Here is a 24,177-nt window from a genome sequence, read left to right as displayed (position 1 = left end):
CACGAACGCTCAGTGCAGGATTTTCGCGAGGAAGTCCTTCGCGCGGTCCGACTTCGGATTCGAGAAGAAATCATCCTTGCGGTCGTCCTCGACGATCGCGCCCTTGTCCATGAAGATCACGCGATGGGCGACCTTCTTCGCGAAGCCCATCTCGTGCGTGACGACCATCATCGTCATGCCTTCCTGCGCGAGTTCGACCATCACGTCGAGCACTTCGTTGATCATCTCGGGATCGAGCGCGGACGTCGGCTCGTCGAACAGCATCGCGATCGGGTCCATCGACAGCGCGCGCGCGATCGCGACCCGCTGCTGCTGGCCGCCCGACAGCTGGCCCGGAAACTTGTGCGCATGCGCCTTCAGGCCGACGCGATCGAGCAGCTTCATGCCCTTCTCGGCCGCTTCGTCCTTGCCGCGGCCGAGCACCTTGACCTGCGCGAGCGTCAGGTTCTCGGTGATCGACAGGTGCGGGAACAACTCGAAATGCTGGAACACCATCCCGACCTTCGAGCGCAGCTTCGACAGGTTCGTCTTCTTGTCGCCGACCGACTGGCCGTTCACGAGGATCTCGCCCTGCTGGAACGGCTCGAGGCCGTTCACGGTCTTGATCAGCGTCGACTTGCCCGAGCCGGACGGACCGCACACGACCACCACCTCGCCTTTCTTGACCTCGGTCGTGCAATCGGTGAGGACCTGAAACTGGCCGTACCACTTGGAAACGTTCTTGATGGAAATCATCTTGTGACCTTTTTCTGGAGACCTTTGACGAGGGCAGACGCCACCGAGCAAACCACGAAATAGCATGCGCCCGCGAACAGGACCATCTCGACGGTCGTGCCGTCGCGATCGCCGACGTTGGCGGCCGTGCGGAAGAAGTCCGCGAGACTGATCACGTACACGAGCGACGTATCCTGGAACAGGACGATCGCCTGCGTGAGCAGCAGCGGCACCATCGCGCGGAACGCCTGCGGCAGGATCACGAGGCGCATCGCCTGCGCGTAGTTCATGCCGAGCGCGAACGCGGCGTTGACCTGCCCGCGCGGCACCGCCTGGATGCCGGCGCGGATGATCTCGGAATAATACGCGGCTTCGAACAGCGAGAACGCGACCATCGCCGACGCGAGGCGAATGTCGATCGTCGGCGACAGCCCCAGCACGCCCTGCAGCACCTGCGGCACGATCAGGAAGAACCACAGCAGCACCATCACGAGCGGGATCGAGCGGAACACCGTCACGTACGCCTTCGCGAACCACGCGAGCGGCTTCACGCCCGACAGCCGCAGCAGCGCGAGCAACGTGCCCCACACGATGCCGACGACGATCGCGATCAGCGTGATCTTGAACGTGACGATCGCCCCCGTCCACAGCGTCGGTATCGCGCCGGGAATACTACTCCAGTCGAACTGATGCATCACTTGCCTCCGATGTAGCCGGGCAGCCGCGTGCGGCCTTCGATCCAGCGCATGAACGCCATCACGACGAGGTTGATGATCACGTACGCGAGCGTGACCGCGATGAACGACTCGTAGGTCTGCGCGGTGTAGTCGACGAGCTGGCGCGCCTGCGCGGACAGGTCGAGCAGGCCGATCGTCGACGCGACCGCCGAGTTCTTGAAGATGTTCAGGAACTCGGACGTGAGCGGCGGCACGATGATCCGGTACGCAACCGGCAGCAGCACGTAGCGGTACGTCTGCCATTGCGTGAAGCCCATCGCGAGGCCGGCCGCGCGCTGGCCCTTCGGCAGCGCGTTGATCCCCGAGCGCACCTGTTCGCACACGCGCGCGCCCGTAAACAGGCCGAGACAGATGATCGACGAGGTGAAGAACTGCGTGGTCGGCGGCAACTGCTTGATCCAGGTGCCGATCGATGCGGGCAGCAGCTCGGGCACGACGAGGTACCAGATGAAGAACTGCACGATCAGCGGAATGTTCCGGAAGATCGACACGTACACGGTGCCGATCGCGGACAGCCATTTGTTCGGCACCGTGCGCAGCACGCCGAACAGCGAGCCGACGATCAGCGCGATGACCCAGGCGACGAGCGACACCTCGATCGTCACCCAGAAGCCGGACATCAGCCATCCGAAATAAGTCGTCGGCTCGCCGGTCGAGACGGGGCTCAGGAAGACGCCCCAGTTCCAGTGGTAAGACATGGGCAAGACTCCAGCAAAAAGAAACGGAAGAAGCGTGGCCTCTTCCGTTTCAGTAGCGTCATTTCTGCGTCAACGGCCGCGTGGTCAGTCGAGCGCCTTGTCGTTCGGGTTCGCGTACAGCTTCTTCATCGAATCGGACAGCGGGAAGTTCAGGTTCAGCCCCTTCGGCGGGATCGGGTTCTCGAACCACTTCGCGTAGATCTTCGCGGCTTCGCCCGACTTCTCGACTTGCGAGATCGCGTCGTCGACGACCTTCTTGAAGTCCGCATCGCCCTTGCGCATCATGCAGCCGTACGCCTCTTCCGACTGCGGCGTGCCGACGATCACCCATTCGCCCGGCTGCTTCGCCTTCGCGCGCTCGCCCGCGAGCAGCGCGTCGTCCATCATGAACGCGACCGCGCGGCCCGACTCGAGCGTGTTGAACGAGTCGCCGTGGTCCTTCGCGCTGATGATGTTCATGCCCAGCTGCTTGTCGTTGTTCATCTTGCGCAGCAGGCGCTCGGACGTCGTGCCGGCGGTGGTCACGACCGTCTTGCCCTTCAGGTCGGCGAAGTCCTTCACGCCCGAATCCTTCTTCGTCATCAGGCGCGTGCCGATCACGAAGATCGTGTCGGAGAATGCGGCCTGCTGCTGACGCTCCAGGTTGTTGGTCGTCGAGCCGCACTCGATGTCGACCGTGCCGTTCTGCACGAGCGGGATGCGGTTCTGCGACGTGACCGGGATGTTCTTGACCTGCAGGTTCGGCAGGTTCAGCTTCTTCTTCACCGCGTCCACGACCTTCAACTGGAATTCGCGCGAATAGCCGACGACCTGCTGGTTCTGGTCATAGTAGGAGAACGGAATCGACGATTCGCGGTGGCCCAGCGCGATCACGCCCGTGTCCTTGATCTTCTTCAGCGTGCCGGTCTCCTGTGCGTGCGCGCCGCTCGCGAACGCGCACAGCGCCGCGACCATCAGGACTGCCTTCTGGTATTTCATTTTGGTCATCTCCTTGGCTAAAACCCGCGCCAGTGTATCAAAGTAATATTTTTGAAAGTACTGGTTGTTAACCGCACTACGAATCGCGCTGTGCGAAGCCGTCCTCCCGGCTCCGGGCGCCCGTTTCGGCGCCTGAATGCGCGCGCGGGCGATGCCGGATTCGGCATCGCCCGCGAAGGTTCATGCGCGCAATCGGGTGGATTGCGTCATGCTTTGATCGTAGTCAACCGATCGGCGATCGGCAACGACCGATCAGGGGTACAGGCCGCGCATTTCGCGCGCCATCAGGATGCGCTTGCACGCGACGATGAACGCCGCCGTACGCACCGTCACCTTGTGCTCTTCCGCGACCGCCCACACGCCGGCGAACGCTTCGCGCATCACGCGCTCGAGACGGTGGTTGATCTCGTCTTCCGTCCAGAAGAAGCTCGAGAAGTCCTGCACCCACTCGAAGTACGACACGGTCACGCCGCCCGCGTTCGCGATCACGTCGGGGATCACGAGCACGCCGTTCGCGCTCAGGATGTCGTCCGCCGCCGTCGTCGTCGGGCCGTTCGCGCCTTCGACGATGATCTTCGTGCGGATCTTCGCCGCGTTCTTTTCCGTGATCTGGTTTTCCAGCGCCGCCGGGATCAGGATGTCGGTCTCGACCGTCCAGAACTCGTCGTTCGGCATCGGCTCGGCGCCTTCGAAGCCCGCGACGCCGCCCGTGCGTGCGACGTGGTCGAGCAGCTTGTTCGAATCGAGGCCGGCCGGCTGGTAGATCGTGCCCGTGTGATCCTGCACCGCGATCACCTTCGAGCCCGCTTCCTGGAACAGCTTCGCCGCGATGCCGCCGACGTTGCCGAAGCCCTGCACCGCGATGCGCGCGCCTTCGATTTCCAGGCCCTTCTTCTTCGCCGCTTCGGAGCCGACGACGAACACGCCGCGGCCCGTTGCTTCCTTGCGGCCGAGCGAACCGCCGAGCGCGATCGGCTTGCCGGTCACGACGCCGGTCGACGTCTGGCCCTGGTTCATCGAGTACGTGTCCATCATCCACGCCATCACCTGTTCGTTGGTGTTGACGTCCGGTGCCGGAATGTCGGTGTTCGGCCCGATGATGATGCCGATTTCGCTGGTGTAGCGGCGCGTCACGCGCTCGAGCTCACCACGCGACAGCTTGCGCGGGTCGACGCGGATGCCGCCCTTCGCACCGCCGTACGGCACGTTCACTGCGGCGTTCTTCACCGACATCCATGCCGACAGCGCCATCACTTCCGACAGCGTCACGTCCTGGTGGTAGCGCACGCCGCCCTTGCCCGGGCCGCGCGACACGTTGTGCTGCACGCGATAGCCTTCGAAGTGCGCGACGGTGCCGTTGTCGAGCTCGATGGGGCAGTCGACGATCAGGATGCGCTTCGGACGCTTCAGCGTCTCGAGCCAGCGCGACAGCGAGCCGAGGTACGGCGCGACGCGATCGACCTGCTGAAGGTAGTTGCCCCACGGGCCGAGATCGTCGGCGTGAAGGTAGGACGGGATGGACTGCAGTTGCGAAGACATGGACACTCCAACGTTCAACGGATTGCGCACATTGTCGAAAAACCCGTTTTTTTTATCCAATGCCGTTTGCTTATTCGATTATGCGTTTCTTGCATGATCGTGATTTTTCGCAAATCCGCGGTCGATTTGCGCAAGAACGCCCGCGATCGGCCGTGCATCGCGGGCGTGAAAAATCGTCGTGAAAGTCGCGGGACGCCCGCCGGACGGGCGTCCGACAGGCGCCGAAAGCGGCTCGTCAGTCGCTCGCGCCCGACCGGCCCGGTTAACCGCCCACGGTTAACCGGTGGTTTCGCGCAGTTCGTCGCGCACGACGTCCCACAGCGCGCGCACGAGTTTCTGATGCGGATCGTCGCCCTGCAGCGCGAGCTTGTCGCAGTACAGGCGGATCTCCATCGTCAGCGTGAACGGATGGGTGCCGCCGCGCGCGGAACGGTCAAGCCGGATCAGGCGGCCGCTCGCCACCGCGTCCTCGACCGCGCTGTGCGGCAGGAACGCGACGCCGTGGCCCGCGAGCGCCATCGCCTTCAACCCTTCCGCCATGTCGGTTTCGTAAACACGATCGAGGAACAGCGACGTCGGTGCATTCGCCACGATGACTTCGGTCATCCGGCCGAGATACGCGTTCGGCGTATACGACAGGTACGGCACGCGCGCCTCGGCCGTGCCCGGCAGCGTATAGCGCGGCCGGCCCGCGCGGCCCGGCGCCGAAAACGCGCTGATCGGCTCGCTGCCGAGCACCAGCATGTCGTAGCGGGCCGGGTCGAGCGCGACCGGGTGGCTCGGGTGGTGGTAGCCCATCACGAGATCGCAGCCGCCCTCGACGAGCGACAGCACGGCATCGTGCACGTTCAGCGCGCGCAGCCGCGTGTGGACCTGCCCCATCTTCGCCTCGATCCGCTGCAGCCAGCGCGGAAAATACGTGAGCGACAGCGTGTGCGGCACCGCGAACTCGATCGTCGGCACCGGCGCGCCGACGTGGCCGCGCAGCAGCGTGCGCGCCTCGTGCGCCTGCGACAGCATCGTCAGCGCCTGCTCGTAGAAGATCTGGCCGGCCTGCGTGAGCCGCGTCGGATAGACCGAACGATCGATCAGTTCAGTCGCGAGCCACGCCTCGAGCGCCTGGATACGCCGCGAGAACGCGGGCTGCGACACGTGCCGCAGTTCGGCGGAGCGGCTAAAGCTGCGCGTTTCCGCGAGCGAGACGAAGTCTTCGAGCCATTTCAGTTCCATGCAGGCGGGCGCGGCGGGCGGCGGTCGGGAAGAAGCCTGCATTCTACCGGCGGGCGGGCCGGCCCGGCGGCGTGGCGGGCGCCCCGGCGAGCCGGCGCGGGCGCCTGCCGGCAGGCCGGTCGCGCGCCGCCCGGGCGCCGGGCGCGTGCCGATCGCCCGCGGCGGCCGCGGCCGGACCGGTTCGGCCGGGATCGCCCCGCGGCGATGGTAAAATGCCGGATTCTTCCCCCCTCGCTCGACCCGGCCCCAAGGCCCGCCCGATCATGTCCGACACTCGTCCCGATACGCTTTTCGCCCTCACCGCGCTCTCGCCCATCGACGGCCGCTACGCCAGCAAGACCGAAGCGCTGCGCGACTGGCTCTCCGAAGCCGCCTTCATGCGCCACCGCGTCACCGTCGAGGTGCACTGGCTGATCGCGCTGTCGCGCGCCGGCTTCGCGGAAGTCCCGCGCTTCTCCGACGCGTCCGAACAATTCCTGCTGCAGCTCGCGGAGCGCTTCACCGCGCACGACGCCGCGCGCATCAAGGAAATCGAGCGCGTGACGAACCACGACGTGAAGGCCGTCGAATACTGGCTGAAGGAATCGGTCAAGGGCCAGGCCGAACTCGAGAAGGCCAGCGAATTCATCCACTTCGCGTGCACGTCCGAAGACATCAACAACACGTCGCACGGGATGATGCTCGCCGGTGCGCGCGAGCACGTGATCGTGCCGGCGCTGCGCACGGTCCACCAGCGCCTCGTCGCGCTGTCGCACGCGCTCGCCGAGCAGCCGATGCTGTCGCGCACGCACGGCCAGCCGGCCAGCCCGACGACGCTCGGCAAGGAACTCGCGAACGTCGCCGCGCGCCTCGCACGCGCGATCACGCGCATCGAGAAGGTCGAGATCCTCGGCAAGATGAACGGCGCGGTCGGCAACTTCAACGCGCACCTGTCCGCGTATCCGGAATTCGACTGGGAAGCGTTCTCGCGCGACGTGATCGAGAACCGCCTGAAGCTCACGTTCAACCCGTACACGATCCAGATCGAACCGCACGACTACATGGCCGAGCTGTTCGACGCGGTTGCGCGCGCGAACACGATCCTGCTCGACCTCGATCGCGACGTGTGGGGCTACATCTCGGTCGGCTACTTCAAGCAGAAGACGAAGGCCGGCGAAATCGGCTCGTCGACGATGCCGCACAAGGTCAACCCGATCGACTTCGAGAACTCGGAAGGCAACCTCGGCCTCGCGAACGCGACGCTGCGCCACCTCGCCGACAAGCTGCCGGTGTCGCGCTGGCAGCGTGACCTGACCGACTCGACGGTGCTGCGCAACATGGGCGTCGCGCTCGGCTATTCGCTGCTCGCCTACGACTCGCTGATCCGCGGCCTCGACAAGCTCGAAGTCAACCCGCAGCGCCTGAACGAAGATCTCGACAACTGCTGGGAAGTGCTCGCGGAGCCGGTGCAGACGGTGATGCGCCGCTACGGCATCGAGAACCCGTACGAACAGCTGAAGGAACTGACGCGCGGCAAGGGCATCACGCGCGAAGCGCTGCAGGAATTCGTCGCCACGCTCGCGATCCCGCAGGATGCGAAGGACCGCCTGCTCGCGATGACGCCGGCGTCGTACATCGGCAAGGCCGTCGAACTCGCGAAGCGGATCGCGTAAGCGCCGCCGTCGCCGGACGGAAAAAAAGCCCGATGCGAAATTGCTCGCATCGGGCTTTTTCTTTGGCGGCTCGCGCGCGCTCGACGAAAAAAGGCGCCCCGAGGGGCGCCTGTCTCACTGCGGCATCACGATTGCCGCGAACCGCGCTCAGTGCGCGTGGCCGATCTTCGCCATCACCTGATCGACGATCTGTTCGGGCGTCAGCTCGATGCTGACCTCGATCGCCTCGTCCGGGCCCGGCTCCTCGAGTGTGTCGAGCTGGCTCTTCAGCAGCGACGGATCGAAGAAATGGCCGGTGCGGCTTTTCAGGCGCTCGTGCAACACCTCGAACGAGCCCTTCAGATACACGAACCGCACGTCGGTGTCGGTGCCGCGCAGCACGTCGCGGTACGACCGCTTCAGCGAAGAGCACGTGAACACGGCCGTCTCGCCGGCACGCTGCTTTTCCTCGATGGCCGCGCGGATCGTGCGCAGCCACGGCCAGCGGTCGTCGTCGGTCAGCGGAATGCCGTTGTGCATCTTTTCCTTGTTCGCCGCGCTGTGAAACGCGTCGCCGTCGGTATAGCTGCACGACAGGCGTTCTGCCAGCATTTCGCCGATTCGCGATTTGCCCGCGCCCGACACGCCCATTGCGATCAGAATCATTGACTACCCCTTGTTACAAAACCACGCTCAGCAGCAGCGTAAAGCTCAGACCGAGCACCGAGATGATGGTTTCAAGCAGCGACCAGGTCTTGAACGTCTGACCAACCGTCATCCCGAAGTATTCCTTGATCAGCCAGAAGCCGCCGTCGTTCACGTGCGAGAAGATCAGCGAGCCCGAGCCCGTCGCGAGCACCAGCAGCTCCGGACGAACCGCCGCGCCCGACGCCGCCGCGATCGGCGCGACGATGCCGCAGGCCGTCGTCATCGCGACCGTCGCCGAACCCGTCGCGAGACGCATCAGCGCCGCGACGAACCAGCCGAGCAGCAGCGGCGACAGGTGCGCGTGCTTCGCGGTCTCGACGATCTGCTGCGAGATCCCGCTGTCGCGCAGGACGCCGCCGAAGCCGCCGCCCGCACCGACGATCAGCGTGATGCCGGCGATCGGTGCCAGGCACTCGCCGCAGAACTTCTGGATCTGGTCGCGGTTGAAACCCTGCAGCTTGCCGAACGTGAAGAAGCTCACCAGCACGGCGATCAGCAGCGCGACGTCCGAGTTGCCGGCAAAGCGCAGCAGGCTGTTCGGCAGCGACTTCGGCGTGAAGATCAGGTCGGCCCAGCTGCCGACCAGCATCAGGATCACCGGCAGCAGGATCGTGAACAGCGTGATGCCGAAGCTCGGCAGTTCGCGCTGCTTGCCTTCCGTGTGCGATTCGACGAACTGCGCGGCGAGCGGATTGTTCTCCGGCAGCTTGACGAACTTCGAGATCATCAGCGCAAACAGCGGGCCCGCGACGATCGCGGTCGGCACGCCGACGATCAGGCCGAACGCGATCGTCTTGCCGATGTCGGCACCGTATTGCTGGACGGCCAGCAGCGCGGCCGGGTGCGGCGGAATCAGCCCGTGCACGACGGACAGGCCCGCGACCATCGGCAGGCCGACGACGAGCAGCGACTTGCCGGTGCGCTTCGCGACGTTGAACGCGATCGGGATCAGCAGCACGAAGCCGACTTCGAAGAACACCGGCAGGCCGACGATGATCGCGACGAACATCATCGCCCAATGGATGTTCTTCTCGCCGAACCAGTCGATCAGCGTGGTCGCGATCCGCTCCGCGCCGCCCGATTCGGCCATCATCTTGCCGAGCATCGTGCCGAGGCCGACGACCACCGCGATGTGGCCGAGCGTGTTGCCGTTGCCGGTCTCGAACGACTTGACGATCTTGTCCATCGGCATCCCGACCACGAGGCCGAGGCCGAGCGAGACGATGATGAGCACCAGGAACGGATAGATCTTGAACCGCGCGATCATCACGATCAGCGCGACGATCGCGATCACGGTATAAATGAGCAGCATGCTGCCTTGGACAGCCCCCATGTGGCACTCCTCCTAGGATTGTTCGAACCGGGCGAGTTGTTGCGAGTATGCCCGGCTATGCAGGTCTCCGAAACACGGGGGTTCCCACCCCGCGAGGACGCTGAATTTTACTTATCTTTACGGTCCGCGGATAGAACCGGTTCCATCAGCAAAAACCCTCGGTAAAACAAGCACTAAGCGCTCGCTTACCGAGGGTCAAACGTTCGTTTCGTACAAGTCTTAACGGGGCAGCTGGCTCGCGGCTTGCGCGAGGCGCGTGACTTCGGCCCAGTCCTGCGCGGCGAGCGCGGCCTTCGGCGTGAGCCACGAACCGCCGACGCATACGACGTTCGGCAGCTTCAGGAAATTCGGCGCGGTGTCGACCGTGATGCCGCCCGTCGGGCAGAACTTCAGCGCCGGGAACGGACCGTGGAACGCCTGCAGCATCGGCACGCCGCCGGCTTGCTGCGCGGGGAAGAACTTGACGATCTCGTAGCCGAACTCGAGCGCCTGGATGATGTCGCTCGGCGTCATCACGCCCGGCAGCAGCGGCAGGCCGGCGTCGAGGGACGCGAGGTGCAGGTCCTTCGTCAGGCCCGGCGACACGCCGAACTTCGCACCCGCGCGCTTCGCCTGCTCGCAGTGCTCGGGCTTCGTGATCGTGCCGACGCCGACGACGATGTCGTCCGCGAGCTGGCTCGCGCGCTGGATCGCCTCCAGGCCGGCCGGCGTGCGCAGCGTGATCTCGAGCACCTTGACGCCGCCCGCGTGCAACGCGCGCGACACGTGTTCGCCCTGCTCGACCGAGTCGAATGCGAGCACCGGAATCACCGGGCCCAGCTTCACGATTTCAGCAATCGTCTTCATCTGGAACACTCCTTGAAATTCATGCAGCGACGCTGACGGCCGTTTCGCCGACCAGCGTCCCGAAAACCGATGCGCCCTGCTCGGCCGGCGCGGCCGCCGCGCGGAACACGCCGAACAGTTCGCGCCCGAAACCCGTTTCGTTGTCGGCCTGGTGCAGCGGCTGCGCGACCGGGCGCGCCTGCCACTCGGCGTCGTCGACCTCGATGTCGAGGATGCCGGCTTCCGCGTCGATCACGAGCGTGTCGCCCGTCTTCACCTTGCCGAGCGGGCCGGCCAGCAGCGCTTCCGGCGACACGTGGATCACGGCCGGCACCTTGCCCGACGCACCCGACATGCGGCCGTCGGTGACGAGCGCGACGTGGAAGCCCTGATCCTGCAGCACGCCGAGCAGCGGCGTCAAACGGTGCAGCTCGGGCATCCCGTTCGCACGCGCGCCCTGGAAGCGCACGACCGCGACGAAATCGCGCTTCAGCTCGCCGCGATCGAAGGCCTCCTGCACGGCTTCCTGCGAATCGAACACGATCGCGGGCGCCGTCACCTTGCGGTGCTCGGGCGCGACCGCCGAGATCTTGATCACGCCGCGGCCGAGCCGGCCCTGCATCAGGCGCAGGCCGCCGTCCGGCTGGAACGGGTCGCGAATGCCGCGCAGCACCTTCGTGTCGTGGCTCTCGGCCGTGCCGTCGACCCACGTCAGCTTGCCGTCGATCAGCTTCGGCTCCTTCGTGTAGTGCGACAGGCCCTTGCCCGCCACGGTCGTCACGTCTTCGTGCAGCAGCCCGCCCTCGAGCAGGTTGCGCACCAGGAACGCGACGCCGCCCGCCGCGTGGAAGTGGTTCACGTCGGCCTTGCCGTTCGGGTAGATCTTCGCGAGCAGCGGCACGACCGCCGACAGCTCGTCGAAATCGTTCCAGTCGATCAGGATGCCGGCCGCGCGCGCGATCGCGACGAGGTGCAGCGTGTGGTTGGTCGAGCCGCCCGTCGCGAGCAACGCGACGATCCCGTTGACGATCGCCTTCTCGTCGATCACGTGGCCGATCGGCGTGTAGTGGCCGCGCTCGACCGTCAGGTCGAGCACGCGGCGCGCGGCTTCGGCGGTCAGCGCGTCGCGCAGCGGCGTGTGCGGATGGACGAACGCCGAACCCGGCAGGTGCAGGCCCATCAGCTCCATCAGCATCTGGTTGCTGTTCGCGGTGCCGTAGAACGTGCAGGTGCCGTGGCCGTGATATGCCGCCGATTCCGCTTCGAGCAGCGCGTCGCGGCCGACCTGGCCGGTCGCGAACTGCTGGCGGATCTTCGCCTTGTCGTCGTTCGACAGGCCACTCGTCATCGGGCCGGCCGGCACGAAGATGGTCGGCAGATGGCCGAACTGCAGCGCGCCGATCAGGAGGCCCGGCACGATCTTGTCGCAGATGCCGAGGCAGAGCGCCGCGTCGAACATGTTGTGGGTGAGCGCGATCGCGGTGCCCATCGCGATCGCCTCGCGCGAGAACAGCGACAGCTCCATGCCCGGGTTGCCCTGCGTGACGCCGTCGCACATCGCCGGCACGCCGCCCGCGAACTGCGCGACGCCGCCGTTCTCGCGCGCGGCGGCCTTGATGATGTCGGGGAAATCCTTGTACGGCGCGTGCGCGGACAGCATCTCGTTGTACGAGGACACGATGCCGATGTTCGGCTCGCGGATCGCCTTGATCTGGAACTTGTCGCTGCCTTCGAGACCCGCGAAGCCGTGCGCGAGGTTCGCGCACGACAGCGCGCCGCGCGCCGGGAACTTGCCTTGCGCGCCGTCGATGCGCTGCAGATAGGCGGAACGGGTCGATTGGCTGCGGGCGATCACGCGATCGGTGACTTTCGCCAGGGTGGGGTGCAGCGACGTCATGCTGGGCGCTCCTGTATGCCGGACGGACACCGGCGGTTGGAATCGTGGGGACGGTCGAGTGCATCGAACGAACGAAGTCAGTCTAGTAGAAAAACTACAAGCGCGCAATGCGGATCAGCATACGCGCAACTCACATCCCCGCCACCAGCAAGGCTTTCCTAGTGAAAACCCTAATCCACGGCATCGTCCACTGCAGAAATTGCCGACGATAGAGCTAGCATTTTCATGTAGATTTTCTACAATTCGATTGCGATACACTCGCTCATCCGAACCCGATTTCCATCCGCCGTCCCATGCTGCCTCGCATTGAAGCGATCCGCGCCGACCTGCGCCCGTCCGAGCGCAAGCTCGCCGACTACATCCTCGCCGCGCCGCGCGAGGTGCTCGACCTCGCGATGACCGAGCTGTCGACCCGCGCGGGCGTCAGCCAGCCGACCATCGCGCGCTTCTGCCAGGCGCTCGGCTGCAGCGGCTTTCGCGAATTCAAGATCCGGCTCGCGCAGAGCGTCGCGCCGGGCGTGTCGTCCGTGTATCGCGACGTCGAGCCCGACGAGCCCGCGCCCGGCATCATCGGCAAGGTGTTCGACCGCACGATCGGCGCGCTGATCGAGGTGCGCAACAGCCTGTCGGCCGGCAGCGTCGCCGACGCGATCGCGCTGCTGTCGAACGCGTCGCGCATCGAGTTCTACGGCGCCGGCGGCTCCGGCATCGCCGCGCAGGACATCCAGCACAAGTTCTTCCGGCTCGGCGTGCCGAGCGTCGCGTATTCGGACCCGCACACGTTCTCGATGTCGTCGGCGCTGCTCGGGCCGCACGACGTCGTCGTCGCGATCTCGAACACCGGCCGCACGCGCGACATCGTCGAGGCCGCGCGCTCCGCGCTCGCGTGCGGCGCGAAGGTCGTCGCGATCACGCAGAGCCATTCGCCGCTCGCGAAGCTCGCGACGGTGAGCCTCGCGTCGAACGTCGCGGAGGAAACCGACGTGTTCTCGCCGATGACGTCGCGCATGTCGCATCTCGCGATCGGGGATATCCTCGCGGTCGGCGTCGCGCTGTCGCGCGGGCCCGCATTGATGGAGCGCGTCGGCCGCGCGAAGGAAGCGATTACGCGCCGCCGGATCGACGACGGCACGAAGGATTGACCCACGCACGGCGCCCCGCCGGCGCATGAGCGATGCAGAACCGACGCACGGTCCGGCGCATCAGCCGCTACCCGGCACGCACGTAAACGAAGAACGGCGCCCCGCGGGGCGCCGTTGCGCTTGAGTCGGTGCGGCCAACCGGCCGCTCAGCTCAAAACGGCTTGATCACGACCAGCGCGACCGCCACGAGCATGCCGAGCACCGGCAGTTCGTTGAACACGCGATACCACTTGTCGGTGCGACGGTTCTCGCCGCGCTCGAACATCTTCAGCAGGTGCCCGCAATACGCGTGGTAGATGACGAGCAGCAGCACCACCGTCACCTTCGCATGGATCCAGCCCTGCCCCTGGCCGATGCCGATCACGAGCCACAGCCACAGCCCGCATGCGAGCGCCGGCACGGCGATCATCGTCATGAAGCGGAACAGCTTGCGCGCCATCAGCAGCAGGCGCCGCACCGCGGCCGGATCGGTCTCCATGGCCAGGTTCACGTAGATGCGCGGCAGGTAGAACAGTCCCGCGAACCACGCGGCGATCAGAACGATATGGAACGTCTTGACCCAGAGCATTGCCATCGGTTGTGCGCCTCGCTTTACTGGCGGCCTTCGCCGTGCCCGAGCACGACGTACTTCAGCGACGTGAGCCCTTCCAGGCCGACGGGGCCGCGTGCGTGCAGCTTGTCGTTCGAGATGCCGATTTCCGCACCGAGGCCGAATTCGAAGCCGTCCGCGAAGCGCGTCGACGCATTGACCATCACGCTCGCCGAATCGACTTCGCGCAGGAAGCGCATTGCGCGGTCGTGATCCTCGGTGACGATCGCATCGGTGTGGTGCGAGCCGTAATGGTTGATGTGCTCGATCGCGGCGTCGAGGCCGTCGACGACCTTGATCGCCAGCACCGGCGCGAGATATTCGGTGTGCCAGTCTTCGTCGGTCGCGTCGACGAGCGGACCGACGCCCGCCTCGGCGAGCACCGCGCGCGCGGCTGCATCGACGCGCAGCTCGACCTGCTTGTCGCGATACAGCTTGCCGAGGGGCGGCAGCAGCGCGGCTGCGATGCCGCCCGACACGAGCAGCGTTTCCATCGTGTTGCAGGTGCCGTAGCGGTGCGTCTTCGCGTTGTCGCACACCGTCAGTGCCTTGGCGAGATCGGCACGATCGTCGACGTACACGTGGCAGATGCCGTCGAGGTGCTTGATCATCGGCACGCGCGCCTCGTTGATCAGGCGCTCGATCAGGCTCTTGCCGCCGCGCGGCACGATCACGTCGACGTATTCGGTCATCGTGATCAGCTTGCCGACCGCCGCGCGATCGGCGGTCGCGACGACCTGCACCGCGTCCTGCGGCAGGCCGGCCGCCTCGAGCCCTTCGCCGATCAGCTTCGCGAGCGCCGCGTTCGATTCGAGCGCCTCGGAGCCGCCGCGCAGGATCGTCGCGTTGCCCGACTTCAGGCACAGCGCGGCCGCGTCGATCGTCACGTTCGGACGCGACTCGTAGATGATGCCGATCACGCCGAGCGGCACGCGCATCTGGCCGACCTGGATTCCGCTCGGGCGATACTTGAGATTGCCGATCTCGCCGATCGGATCGGCCAGCGACGCGACCTGGCGCAGGCCCTCGACCATCGTGTTCAGCGCCTTGTCCGACAGCGTCAGGCGGTCGATGAACGCCGCATCGAGCCCCTTTTCGCGGGCACGGGCGACGTCGCGCGCATTCGCGTCCTTCAGCGCCTGCGCGTCGCGCTCGATCGCGCGGGCCACGGCGTCGAGCGCCGCGTTCTTCGCCGCCGTGCTGGCGCGCGCCATCGCGCGGGAAGCGTGCCGGGCACGGCGGCCCAGGTCCGTCATGTACTGGTCGATATCCATCGTGTGACTCGAGAAGCGAGCCGCTTGGCGCGGCATGAATTCGTGGAGAAGCGTGAGGCGCGGCGGCAGGAAGGCCGCGCCGGCTATCGAAATATTGTAAGCGGGTTGCGATGCGTGCGCTGAAGGCCCGGACGGGGCTTAACGCCGCACGCGACCCGCGGTCGGCGGTCGTTCGCCGCGCGCGCCCGCCACCGTCATCGCGAGCTGGAACAGGCCGTCCCACGGATCGGGCGGCGGCTCGTCCTGCGTGCGGCGGCCCGGCGTGACGGCCGACAGCCCCTTCACCTGCCGGTCGAGCTTCGCGGCGAACGCGAGCGCCTTCTCGAGCACGCCTTCCGACACGCGGTTCAACGCGGGGCCGATCAGCCGCTCGCGCGGCCCCCACACGCGGTTCTCGCGCAGCAGCGTGGCCAGCGGCTTGCCGGCCGTCGTGCCGCGCTTGATCCGCAGCAGTGTGCGCAGTTCCTCGACGACGGCCCACATCACGAGCACGATCGCCTCGCCCTCGCCCTTCAGCCCGTCGATCATCCGCGCGAGCCGCGCGGCGTCGCCCGCGAGCATCGCCTCGTTCAGCTTGAACACGTCGTAGCGCGCGACGTTCAACACCGCGTCGTGCACCTGCTCGAACGTCAGCACGCCCTGCGGATAGAGCAGCCCGAGCTTCTGGATTTCCTGGTGCGCGGCGAGCAGGTTGCCCTCGACACGCTCCGCGATGAACTGCAGCGCGCGCCGGCCGTCGTCGCCGGGCGCGACGCGCTGGCCCTGCATCGACAGACGCTGGCCGATCCAGTTCGGCAGCTGCGCGCGGTCGACCGGATCGATCTTCAGCGCGACGCCGCCGTTCTGCAGCGCGGTAAACCACGCGGATTTCTGCGTTGCCGCGTCGAGGCGCGGCAACGTGACGAGCATCAGCGCATCGGGGTTCGGTGCGGCCGCGAGCGTCTTCAGCGCGTCGGCGCCTTCCTTGCCGGGCTTGCCCGACGGAATGCGCAGCTCGATCAGCTGACGCTCGCCGAACAGCGACATCGCCTGGGTCGCGCCGAGCAGCACGCTCCAGTCGAAACCGCGCTCGACCGTGTGCACCGAACGCTCGGTGAAGCCGGCCGCGCGCGCGGCCGCACGAATGCGGTCGCACGCTTCCTGCGCGAGCAGCGGCTCGTCGCCGTAGACGGTGTAGAGCCCGGCCATCCCCTTCGCGAGGTGCGGCTCCAGCGCATCAAGTCGCAATTGCATCGATACGTGCGCCGGCGATCAGAGCGGCGGCGGCGGCAGCGGTGCGCCCGGTGCAACGCCCGGCACCACGTCTTCCGGCGCCGGCGTCAGCGTGTGGACGATCGCGAGACGCCGCATCAGTTGGTCGACCGCGTCGTTCTCCATGTCGCCGTACAGGATCTCGGCTTCCTGCGCCTTCGCGTTCGTGTACTGGTCGCTGTACGTCATCGCGCGGTTCAGCGCGATCGCGCTCGGCGGGATCAGCACGGTGCCGTCCTTGCTCGTCAGCGTGTAGTTCAGCGTATAGAACAGCGCGTATTCCTGCGCCGAGCCGTACTTGTTGAGCGTCAGCGTGTTCTGCCCACGCGACTCCCACATGCGCAGCACGGCATCGGCGTCGTCCGCCGACTTGACGATCTTCGTGTCGCTGCCGGCCTCGACGAGGCGCACCAGGCGCGCCTCGACGGGCGCCGGCGCGCCGGCCACCAGCAGGCGCTTGAACGCGTAGTCCTGCTGGCCGCGCAACTGGAAACCGCATGCCGACAGCGCGAGCGCGCTGCCGACGGCGAGCATCAAAAACGATCTGCGGATCACCTTCGCTCCTTCTGTGTGCGCCCGGCGGCCAACGGCCGTCAGACGACGATGTTCACGAGGCGGCCCGGCACGACGACGATCTTCTTCGCCGGCTTGCCGTCGCTGAACTTCGCGAATGCTTCGTCGGCCACCGCCGCCGCTTCGATCGCCTCGCGGCTCGCGTCCTTCGCGACCTTCAGCGCGCCGCGCACCTTGCCGTTCACCTGCAGCACGAGTTCGATCTCGGCCTGCTCGAGCGCGGCCTCGTCGACCTTCGGCCACGGGGCGTCGAGCAGCGGGCCGAATTCGTCCGCGTAGCCGAGCGCCTTCCACAGTTCGAACGTGACGTGCGGCACGACCGGGTACAGCACGCGCAGCAGCACGCCGTACGTCTCGCGCAGCACGCCGGGCGTCGCGCCCTTCGCGCCGTCGATCGCGTTCAGCATCTTCATCGCGGCCGACACGACCGTGTTGTACTGCAGGCGCTGGTAGTCGAAATCGGCCTGCTTCAGCACGCTGTAGATCTCGCGGCGCAGCGCCTTGTCGGCATCGCCGAGCGCGGCCGCGTCGAAGCCCGCGCGCGCGGCGAGCGCTTCGCGGTTCGTCGCGCCGAAGCTCCACACGCGGCGCAGGAAGCGGCTCGCGCCTTCGACGCCCGCGCCCGACCATTCGAGCTGCTGCTCGGGCGGTGCGGCGAACATCGTGAACAGGCGCGCGGTATCGGCGCCGTACTGGTCGATCAGCACCTGAGGATCGACGCCGTTGTTCTTCGACTTCGACATCTTCTCGATGCCGCCGAGCACGACCGGCTGGCCGTCGGCGTTCAGCGTCGCGCCGACCGGGCGGCCCTTCTCGTCGAACGCGACGGTCACGTCGGCCGGGTTGTACCAGGTCTTCTTGCCCGATGCGTCTTCGCGGTAGAACGTCTCGTTCAGCACCATGCCCTGCGTCAGCAGGTTCTTCGCCGGCTCGCCGAACTTCACGAGGCCGAGGTCGCGCATCACCTTGGTCCAGAAGCGCGAATACAGCAGGTGCAGGATCGCGTGCTCGATGCCGCCGATGTATTGATCCATCGGCATCCAGTAATCGGTGCGCGCGTCGACCATCGTCTCGGCGTCCGGCGCCGTGTAGCGCGAGAAGTACCACGACGAATCGACGAAGGTGTCCATCGTGTCGGTTTCACGCTTCGCGGCCGCGCCGCACTTCGGGCACGAACAGTTCAGGAACGCTTCCGACTTCGCGAGCGGGTTGCCCGAGCCGTCCGGCACGAGGTCTTCCGGCAGCACGACCGGCAGATCCTGCTCCGGCACCGGCACGTCGCCGCACGACGGGCAGTGGATGATCGGGATCGGCGTGCCCCAGTAGCGCTGGCGCGACACGCCCCAGTCGCGCAGGCGCCACGTGACCTGCTTGTCGCCGAAGCCGCCGGCCTTCAGGTCGGCCGCGATCGCGTCGACCGCCGCGCCGTACGCGAGGCCGTCGTACTTGCCGCTGTTGATGCAGGTCGCGACTTCCTTGTCGCCGTACCACTCCTGCCATGCGTCGAGCGAGTACGTCCGGCCTTCGGCCGCGATCACCTGCTTGATCGGCAGGTCGTATTTCTTCGCGAATGCGAAATCGCGCTCGTCGTGCGCCGGCACGCCCATCACCGCGCCTTCGCCATAGCTCATCAGCACGTAGTTGCCGATCCACACCTCGACCGGCTCGCCCGTCAGCGGGTGCTGGACCGAGAAGCCGGTCGCGACGCCCTTCTTCTCCATCGTCGCGACATCGGCCTCGGCGACGCCGCCGCGCTTGCATTCGTCGATGAACGCCTGCAGTTCCGGCTTGCCCTGCGCGAGGCGCGTGGCGAGCGGGTGCTCGGCCGCGATCGCGCAGAACGTGACGCCCATGATCGTGTCGGCACGCGTCGTGAACACGCGCAGCAGCTTCTGCTCGCCGTCGAGTTCGTACGGGAAGCCGAAGTTCACGCCGAAGCTCTTGCCGATCCAGTTCTGCTGCATGATCTTCACGCGCTCGGGCCAGCCGAGGCCGTCGAGGTCGTTCAGCAGTTCATCCGCGTACTGCGTGATCCGCAGGTAGTACATCGGGATCTCGCGCTTCTCGACGAGCGCGCCCGAACGCCAGCCGCGGCCGTCGATCACCTGCTCGTTCGCGAGCACGGTCTGGTCGACCGGATCCCAGTTCACGGTGCCCGTCTTCTTGTACGCGATGCCCTTCTCGAGCATCTTCAGGAACAGCCACTGGTTCCACTTGTAGTAGTCGGGCTTGCACGTCGCGATCTCGCGCGACCAGTCGATCGCGAGGCCCATCGACTGCATCTGGCCCTTCATGTAGTCGATGTTGTCGTAGGTCCACTTCGCGGGCGGCACGCCGTTCGCCATCGCGGCGTTCTCGGCCGGCATCCCGAACGCGTCCCAGCCCATCGGCATCAGCGTGTTGTAGCCGTTCATCCGCAGATAGCGGTACATCACGTCGTTGATCGTGTAGTTGCGCACGTGACCCATGTGCAGCTTGCCGGACGGGTACGGCAGCATCGACACGCAGTAGAACTTCGGCTTCTGCGAATCTTCCTTCGTCTTGTAGGCATCGGCTGCGCGCCAGTCGCCCTGAGCGGCGGCTTCGACGTCGGCGGGTACGTATCTCTCGTGCATGGTGTGGTTCGGACTAGGCTTTAAGCGGCGCGCCACGAGGCGGGCACGCGGAAGTGGACGAAATCGGGCAGCCCGGCGGCGGGGGCAGGCTCACGGTTCTCGTGCCTGCCTCATGATCCGGATATTCGCCGGATAACCCGGAGGGTCTCCAGGTTACCCGGCGAAACCCTGCCAACCGGGCGAAAACGACGATTATACCGTTCGTGGCGGGCGGTACGGCCGGTCTCGCCGGCCGGCCCGCATTCTTGCCTGCGGGACGACACGGATGGCGCGAGCGCCCGGTGCGTCAGCCGGTCAGCGGGTCGCGCCCGCGGCGGCCGGCGCGGCGGCGCCCGCCGGCGGCACGTCGGTGACGAAGCCGATCCGCGTGAGCCCGGCGGCCTGCGCGGCGCCCATCACCTGCGCGATCACGTCGTAGCGGGTCGCGCGCGAGGCGCGCAGCCGCAGCTCGGGCGGCGCGGCGCCCGCGGCGGCGGCCCGGAAGCGCGCCGGCAGCGCGTCGAGTGCGACGGGCGCGTCGTCCCAGTAGAGCTTGCCGGCGTCGTCGATCGACAGCGTGACCGACTGCGGCGTGTCGCGCGCAACGCCGGCCGCGACCTTCGGCAGGTCGAGCCGGATCGCGTGCGTCATCAGCGGCGCGGTGATGATGAAGATGACGAGCAGCACGAGCATCACGTCGATCAGCGGCGTCATGTTGATCTCCGCCATCGGCGCGGACGTCTTGTGGTGCTCCAGCCCGCCGAATGCCATGGTCGTTCCTCCCGGCCGCGCGTCAGGCGCCCTGCGCGCACACGAATACGTGCAGGTCGCGCGCGAAGCCGTCGAGTTCCTCGGCGAGCTGCCGCACGAGCCGCCCGAGGATGTTGTAGGCAAGCACCGCGGGGATCGCGACGACGAGCCCGAACGCGGTCATGATCAGCGCCTCGCCGACCGGCCCCGCGACGTTCTCGATCTGCGCCTGCCCGCTCGCGGCGATGCTGCCGAGCGCGTGGTAGATGCCCCAGACGGTGCCGAGCAGCCCGACGAACGGCGCGGTGCTGCCGATCGACGCGAGCAGCACCTGGCCGAACTCGAGACGCCGCTGCGAGCGCAGCATCGCGTGACGCAGCGCGCGCAGCACGCGTTCGCTGCGCTCGACACGCGCGGCCAGCGCGGCCGGATCGTGTTCGTCGGCCGCATCGCGCGCGGCTTCGGCGAGCGGCACGAACACGCGCTCGCGATCGGTGCCGGCGAGCGCGGCGATGCCCGCATCGAGCGACGGCGCGCGCCAGAACGCGGCGAGCGCGCGCGGCCCCTGCCGCTTCGCACGGACCAGCAGCCAGGCTTTCATGAGGAGGAAGCACCAGCTGGCGACGGACATCGCCAGCAGCACGTAGGCGACGGCGTGCGTGATCGCATCGCCGCTTTCGAGGTAGTGGACAACGCCGGTGGGAATCGCCATCGGAGTTTCCCCGTGAGGGTCAGCGCAGGCCGAGCACGTCCTGCATGTCGAACAGGCCGGCGCCGCGCGCCGACAGGAAGCGGACCGCACGCAGCGCGCCCTGCGCGTAGGACACGCGGCTCGACGACTTGTGCGTGATCTCGATCCGTTCGCCGATCCCGGCGAACAGCACGGTGTGATCGCCGACGATGTCGCCGCCGCGCACGGCCGCGAAGCCGATCGTCGACGGGTCGCGTTCGCCCGTCACGCCATGGCGGCCGTACACCGCGCAGTCGTCGAGCGAGCGCCCGAGTGCGCCGGCCACGGCCTCGCCCATCATCAGCGCGGTGCCCGACGGTGCGTCGACCTTGTGACGGTGGTGCGCCTCGATGATCTCGATGTCGTAGCCGTGCGAGAAATGCTTCGCCGCGAATTCGAGCAGCTTCAGCGTGACGTTCACGCCGACGCTCATGTTCGCCGCGAACACGATGCCTATCTTGCCTGCCGCGGCCTGCAGCTCGGCCTTCTGCTCGGCGGTGAAGCCGGTCGTGCCGATCACGAGCTTCACGTCGTGGCGCAGCGCGGCCGCGACGTGCGCGATCGTGCCTTCCGGCCGCGTGAAGTCGATCAGATAGTCGGCCTGCGCGAACACGGCGTCGAGGTCGTCGGTCAGCTTGATCCCGGTTTCCTTGCCGAGAAACGCGCCCGCGTCCTGGCCGAGGAACGGCGAATCGGCGCGGTCGAGCGCGCCGACGAGCTGCGCGTCGGAATCGTTGAGAACGGCTTCGATCAGCATCCGGCCCATACGGCCCGATGCACCGGCAATCGCAATCTTCATGGCTTTCTACACGACAGGTCTAAAGGCGGGCGGCGCATGCCGCCCTGTTTCCGCACGCCGGCCGCTTACTGGGCCGGCGCGGTGAGCGGCTGGTTCTGCAGGTTGTCCGAGCCTTGCGGGCCGACCGGCGGCGACGCCTCGTTCGACGCGTTCGGCTGCGGCGGGCGATGGAACTGGAACTGCGGCTGGATCGCCGGCGCGGCGCCCGGCGGCTGGCCGCCCGGCACCGGCGCGCCGCCCGAGGCCTGCGCGGACGGCGTGAAGCGGCGGGCGGTCGTGCCCTGCCCGGACACCTGGTTGGTCGCGCGGTTCGCCGCGCGCGCCGCCTGGGCGTTCGCATCCTGGTCGACCGCCGCGCCGGAAACCGGCTCGACGGACGGGCTCGCGGCAGCGGTCGCCTGCGCGGCGCTCGCCGCAGCCGCGGCAGCGGCGGCTTCGGACGCCTTCTTCGCCGCGGCCGCGGCCTTCGCCTTCTTGCCGCCGCGGTCGCCGTCGATATCGGCCAGCAGGTCGAGTTCGGACGGCAGGTTCTCGGCGCCCGTCCAGCTCGCGAGGCGATCGCCCGAGAACGTCAGCACGAGGTCGCGCTGCTGGACGACGGACGTCGAGCCGCGCTTGAAGTAAAAGAGGTAATCCCAGCGGTCGGCATGGAACATGTCCGACAGCAGCGGCGTGCCGAGCAACGCGCGCACCTGCTCGCGCGTCATCCCGGCCTGCAGCTGCGCGGCCTTCTCCTGCGACACGAAGTTGCCCTGCACGACAGTGATCCGATAGGGCGTGATGCTCTGCGCGATGCGCTGCGTCACGCTGTCGTACGACGAACAACCAGCCAGCGCGGCAACGGCGGCGGCAGCGATGATGGCACTCCGCATGCGACTCCTCTGATAGTGCGAAAGGGATTCCGGGAACATTTCCGTCACCGAGCTGGCCCGCGTCGCGGGTCGCGCGTGTTTCTGGAACGGCGAAAAGCCGGTAACATTGAAGCCCTGCATTGTACTCTAGGGATGCCTAGCCATGACCAATCCGACGGATCTCAAGAATATCGGGCTAAAGGCCACCCTACCGCGCCTCAAGATTCTCGAGATCTTCCAGCAAAGCCCGGTGCGTCACCTGACGGCCGAAGATGTCTACCGCAACCTGCTCAACGAGCAGCTCGACATCGGGCTCGCCACCGTTTACCGCGTGCTGACGCAGTTCGAGCAGGCCGGCCTGCTCACGCGCAGCAACTTCGAATCCGGCAAGGCCGTGTTCGAGCTCAACGAAGGTTCGCACCACGATCACCTCGTCTGCCTCGATTGCGGCCGCGTCGAGGAATTCTTCGATGCCGAGATCGAAGGCCGCCAGCAAGCGATCGCCAAGGAACGCGGCTTCCGGCTCCAGGAACACTCGCTCGCGATGTACGGCTCCTGCACGACCGAGAACTGCCCGCACCGCAAGCACTGATCCGCACCCTGCGCGCACGCGCGACGGCCCGGCCGGCAGCTCGCCGCCCGGGCCGTGTTGTTTTCGGGATGGAAAAACGGCCCGCACGTCGCGTGCGGGCCGGGTCGGGAACGTTTTCGGTCGATTGTGCGGGACGAGGCGCCGCGTGTCGCCGGCGCGCGGCGCTCGATCCACTCGAATCCGCTCAACCCCTGACCCTACCTTCGCGCGTCAGGCCGTGCTCGCGCACGCCGGCTCGAACTCGAGCGCCCACGCGTCGTCGAGCGGAATCTCGTCGCAGTTCGGCTGCGGGCCGCCACGGTCGACGATCACGAAGTCGCTGACCGCGTCGAGCGCGAGCAGCGGATGGTGCCAGACGCCCTTCGCGTAGTTCACGCCCTGCCAGCCTTCGGCGAGGAACGCGCGCATCGCGTCGGGCCGGAACTCGCCGGCCGGCGCGACGACGATCGCATAGCGCGACACGGCCGCCAGCGGGATGAACGCCTGGCTGCCGTGCGGATGGCGCTCCATCAGCGTGATCGCCACCGGCAGCGCGCGCGGCTGCGCACGAAACACGCTGACGAGCGGCCGGCCGCCGTCCGCGCAGACGTCGATCGTCGCGAGATCGTGGAAGCGCTCGGTGGTGCCGCCGTTGATCGGGAAGTGCCGCGCGCCTTCGAGCGCGATCACGTCGCCGAACGGCGCGAAGGCCTCGCGGGTCAGGCGCTCGACGCGCAGGATATGTGGTCCGCTCATGCCGATG

23 protein-coding genes are annotated in these 24,177 nt (G+C 67.0%); 3 read left to right on the top strand and 20 right to left on the bottom strand.

Annotation, left to right across the window (positions count from 1 at the left end; all coding sequences use genetic code 11):
- Nucleotides 1-9 precede the first annotated feature (9 nt).
- From DIE04_RS05540 to DIE04_RS05510, 6 genes are all read right to left on the bottom strand, one after another.
- The gene (locus DIE04_RS05540; RefSeq protein ID WP_044848292.1) at nt 10-735 is read right to left on the bottom strand and encodes an amino acid ABC transporter ATP-binding protein; all 726 of its coding nucleotides are present in this window, start codon (nt 733-735) and stop codon (nt 10-12) included.
- The gene (gene gltK, locus DIE04_RS05535; RefSeq protein WP_044848293.1) at nt 732-1,409 is read right to left on the bottom strand and encodes a glutamate/aspartate ABC transporter permease GltK; all 678 of its coding nucleotides are present in this window, start codon (nt 1,407-1,409) and stop codon (nt 732-734) included. Before gltK ends, DIE04_RS05540 begins: the two co-directional genes overlap by 4 nt.
- The gene (locus tag DIE04_RS05530; RefSeq protein ID WP_044848294.1) at nt 1,409-2,149 is read right to left on the bottom strand and encodes an amino acid ABC transporter permease; all 741 of its coding nucleotides are present in this window, start codon (nt 2,147-2,149) and stop codon (nt 1,409-1,411) included. Before DIE04_RS05530 ends, gltK begins: the two co-directional genes overlap by 1 nt.
- Before the next feature lie 84 nt (nt 2,150-2,233).
- Entirely contained in the window at nt 2,234-3,127 is an 894-nt protein-coding gene (locus tag DIE04_RS05525) for a glutamate/aspartate ABC transporter substrate-binding protein (protein WP_185500314.1), read from the bottom strand.
- 252 nt (nt 3,128-3,379) lie between these two features.
- Nucleotides 3,380-4,666: a Glu/Leu/Phe/Val dehydrogenase gene (locus DIE04_RS05520; protein ID WP_044848295.1), complete on the bottom strand. Its 1,287-nt coding sequence runs from the start codon at nt 4,664-4,666 to the stop codon at nt 3,380-3,382.
- Between the two features lie 276 nt (nt 4,667-4,942).
- Nucleotides 4,943-5,896: a LysR substrate-binding domain-containing protein gene (locus DIE04_RS05510; protein ID WP_044848296.1), complete on the bottom strand. Its 954-nt coding sequence runs from the start codon at nt 5,894-5,896 to the stop codon at nt 4,943-4,945.
- 263 nt (nt 5,897-6,159) lie between these two features.
- Between DIE04_RS05510 and purB the strand changes: the two genes are divergently transcribed.
- Nucleotides 6,160-7,548, top strand: coding sequence for an adenylosuccinate lyase (gene purB, locus DIE04_RS05505; protein ID WP_044844148.1), 1,389 nt, complete (start codon nt 6,160-6,162; stop codon nt 7,546-7,548).
- A 147-nt stretch (nt 7,549-7,695) separates the two neighbouring features.
- On the opposite strand, the gene DIE04_RS05500 is transcribed toward purB, so the two are convergent.
- From DIE04_RS05500 to edd, 4 genes are all read right to left on the bottom strand, one after another.
- Entirely contained in the window at nt 7,696-8,193 is a 498-nt protein-coding gene (locus tag DIE04_RS05500; protein WP_044844149.1) for a gluconokinase, read from the bottom strand.
- A 13-nt stretch (nt 8,194-8,206) separates the two neighbouring features.
- Nucleotides 8,207-9,568: a GntP family permease gene (locus DIE04_RS05495; protein ID WP_044844150.1), complete on the bottom strand. Its 1,362-nt coding sequence runs from the start codon at nt 9,566-9,568 to the stop codon at nt 8,207-8,209.
- Nucleotides 9,569-9,787: 219 nt separating this feature from the next.
- Nucleotides 9,788-10,414: a bifunctional 4-hydroxy-2-oxoglutarate aldolase/2-dehydro-3-deoxy-phosphogluconate aldolase gene (eda, locus tag DIE04_RS05485; protein WP_044844151.1), complete on the bottom strand. Its 627-nt coding sequence runs from the start codon at nt 10,412-10,414 to the stop codon at nt 9,788-9,790.
- Between the two features lie 19 nt (nt 10,415-10,433).
- On the bottom strand, nt 10,434-12,290 hold the full coding sequence (gene edd, locus DIE04_RS05480) for a phosphogluconate dehydratase (protein WP_124519971.1): 1,857 nt from the start codon (nt 12,288-12,290) through the stop codon (nt 10,434-10,436).
- A 293-nt stretch (nt 12,291-12,583) separates the two neighbouring features.
- On the opposite strand from edd, the gene DIE04_RS05475 reads away from it, so the two are divergent.
- Entirely contained in the window at nt 12,584-13,432 is an 849-nt protein-coding gene (locus DIE04_RS05475; protein WP_044844153.1) for a MurR/RpiR family transcriptional regulator, read from the top strand.
- A 151-nt stretch (nt 13,433-13,583) separates the two neighbouring features.
- Here DIE04_RS05475 and DIE04_RS05470 read toward each other — a convergent pair whose 3' ends face one another.
- From DIE04_RS05470 to DIE04_RS05430, 9 genes are all read right to left on the bottom strand, one after another.
- Nucleotides 13,584-14,006, bottom strand: a complete 423-nt coding sequence (locus DIE04_RS05470) for a CopD family protein (RefSeq protein WP_124519973.1) — start codon at nt 14,004-14,006, stop codon at nt 13,584-13,586.
- 17 nt (nt 14,007-14,023) lie between these two features.
- Entirely contained in the window at nt 14,024-15,295 is a 1,272-nt protein-coding gene (locus DIE04_RS05465) for a glutamate-5-semialdehyde dehydrogenase (protein ID WP_044844155.1), read from the bottom strand.
- Between the two features lie 138 nt (nt 15,296-15,433).
- Nucleotides 15,434-16,528, bottom strand: a complete 1,095-nt coding sequence (gene holA / locus DIE04_RS05460; RefSeq protein ID WP_124488266.1) for a DNA polymerase III subunit delta — start codon at nt 16,526-16,528, stop codon at nt 15,434-15,436.
- A gap of 18 nt (nt 16,529-16,546) precedes the next feature.
- Nucleotides 16,547-17,101: an LPS assembly lipoprotein LptE gene (gene lptE, locus DIE04_RS05455; RefSeq protein ID WP_124519975.1), complete on the bottom strand. Its 555-nt coding sequence runs from the start codon at nt 17,099-17,101 to the stop codon at nt 16,547-16,549.
- 38 nt (nt 17,102-17,139) lie between these two features.
- A complete protein-coding gene (gene leuS, locus DIE04_RS05450) occupies nt 17,140-19,734 on the bottom strand; it encodes a leucine--tRNA ligase (RefSeq protein ID WP_124519977.1) in 2,595 nt (864 codons plus the stop codon).
- Between the two features lie 294 nt (nt 19,735-20,028).
- The gene (locus DIE04_RS05445; protein WP_044844159.1) at nt 20,029-20,484 is read right to left on the bottom strand and encodes a biopolymer transporter ExbD; all 456 of its coding nucleotides are present in this window, start codon (nt 20,482-20,484) and stop codon (nt 20,029-20,031) included.
- 22 nt (nt 20,485-20,506) lie between these two features.
- Nucleotides 20,507-21,175: a MotA/TolQ/ExbB proton channel family protein gene (locus DIE04_RS05440; RefSeq protein WP_044844160.1), complete on the bottom strand. Its 669-nt coding sequence runs from the start codon at nt 21,173-21,175 to the stop codon at nt 20,507-20,509.
- Between the two features lie 19 nt (nt 21,176-21,194).
- Complete coding sequence (gene dapB, locus DIE04_RS05435; protein ID WP_124488265.1) at nt 21,195-21,992, bottom strand: 4-hydroxy-tetrahydrodipicolinate reductase; 798 nt, start codon at nt 21,990-21,992, stop codon at nt 21,195-21,197.
- A 65-nt stretch (nt 21,993-22,057) separates the two neighbouring features.
- Nucleotides 22,058-22,864 carry an outer membrane protein assembly factor BamE gene (locus DIE04_RS05430; protein ID WP_124488264.1) on the bottom strand — a complete coding sequence of 269 codons (807 nt, stop codon included), beginning with the start codon at nt 22,862-22,864 and terminating at the stop codon, nt 22,058-22,060.
- Nucleotides 22,865-23,006: 142 nt separating this feature from the next.
- Between DIE04_RS05430 and fur the strand changes: the two genes are divergently transcribed.
- Entirely contained in the window at nt 23,007-23,435 is a 429-nt protein-coding gene (gene fur / locus DIE04_RS05425) for a ferric iron uptake transcriptional regulator (RefSeq protein ID WP_011350926.1), read from the top strand.
- Between the two features lie 210 nt (nt 23,436-23,645).
- Here fur and DIE04_RS05420 read toward each other — a convergent pair whose 3' ends face one another.
- On the bottom strand, nt 23,646-24,170 hold the full coding sequence (locus DIE04_RS05420; protein ID WP_044844245.1) for an ureidoglycolate lyase: 525 nt from the start codon (nt 24,168-24,170) through the stop codon (nt 23,646-23,648).
- Nucleotides 24,171-24,177 lie beyond the last annotated feature (7 nt).

The organism is Burkholderia sp. Bp8994 (assembly GCF_003853805.1).
Taxonomy (GTDB): domain Bacteria; phylum Pseudomonadota; class Gammaproteobacteria; order Burkholderiales; family Burkholderiaceae; genus Burkholderia.
Note: the sequence above shows the minus strand (reverse complement) of the source record. Positions and strands in the feature narration are given on the sequence as shown.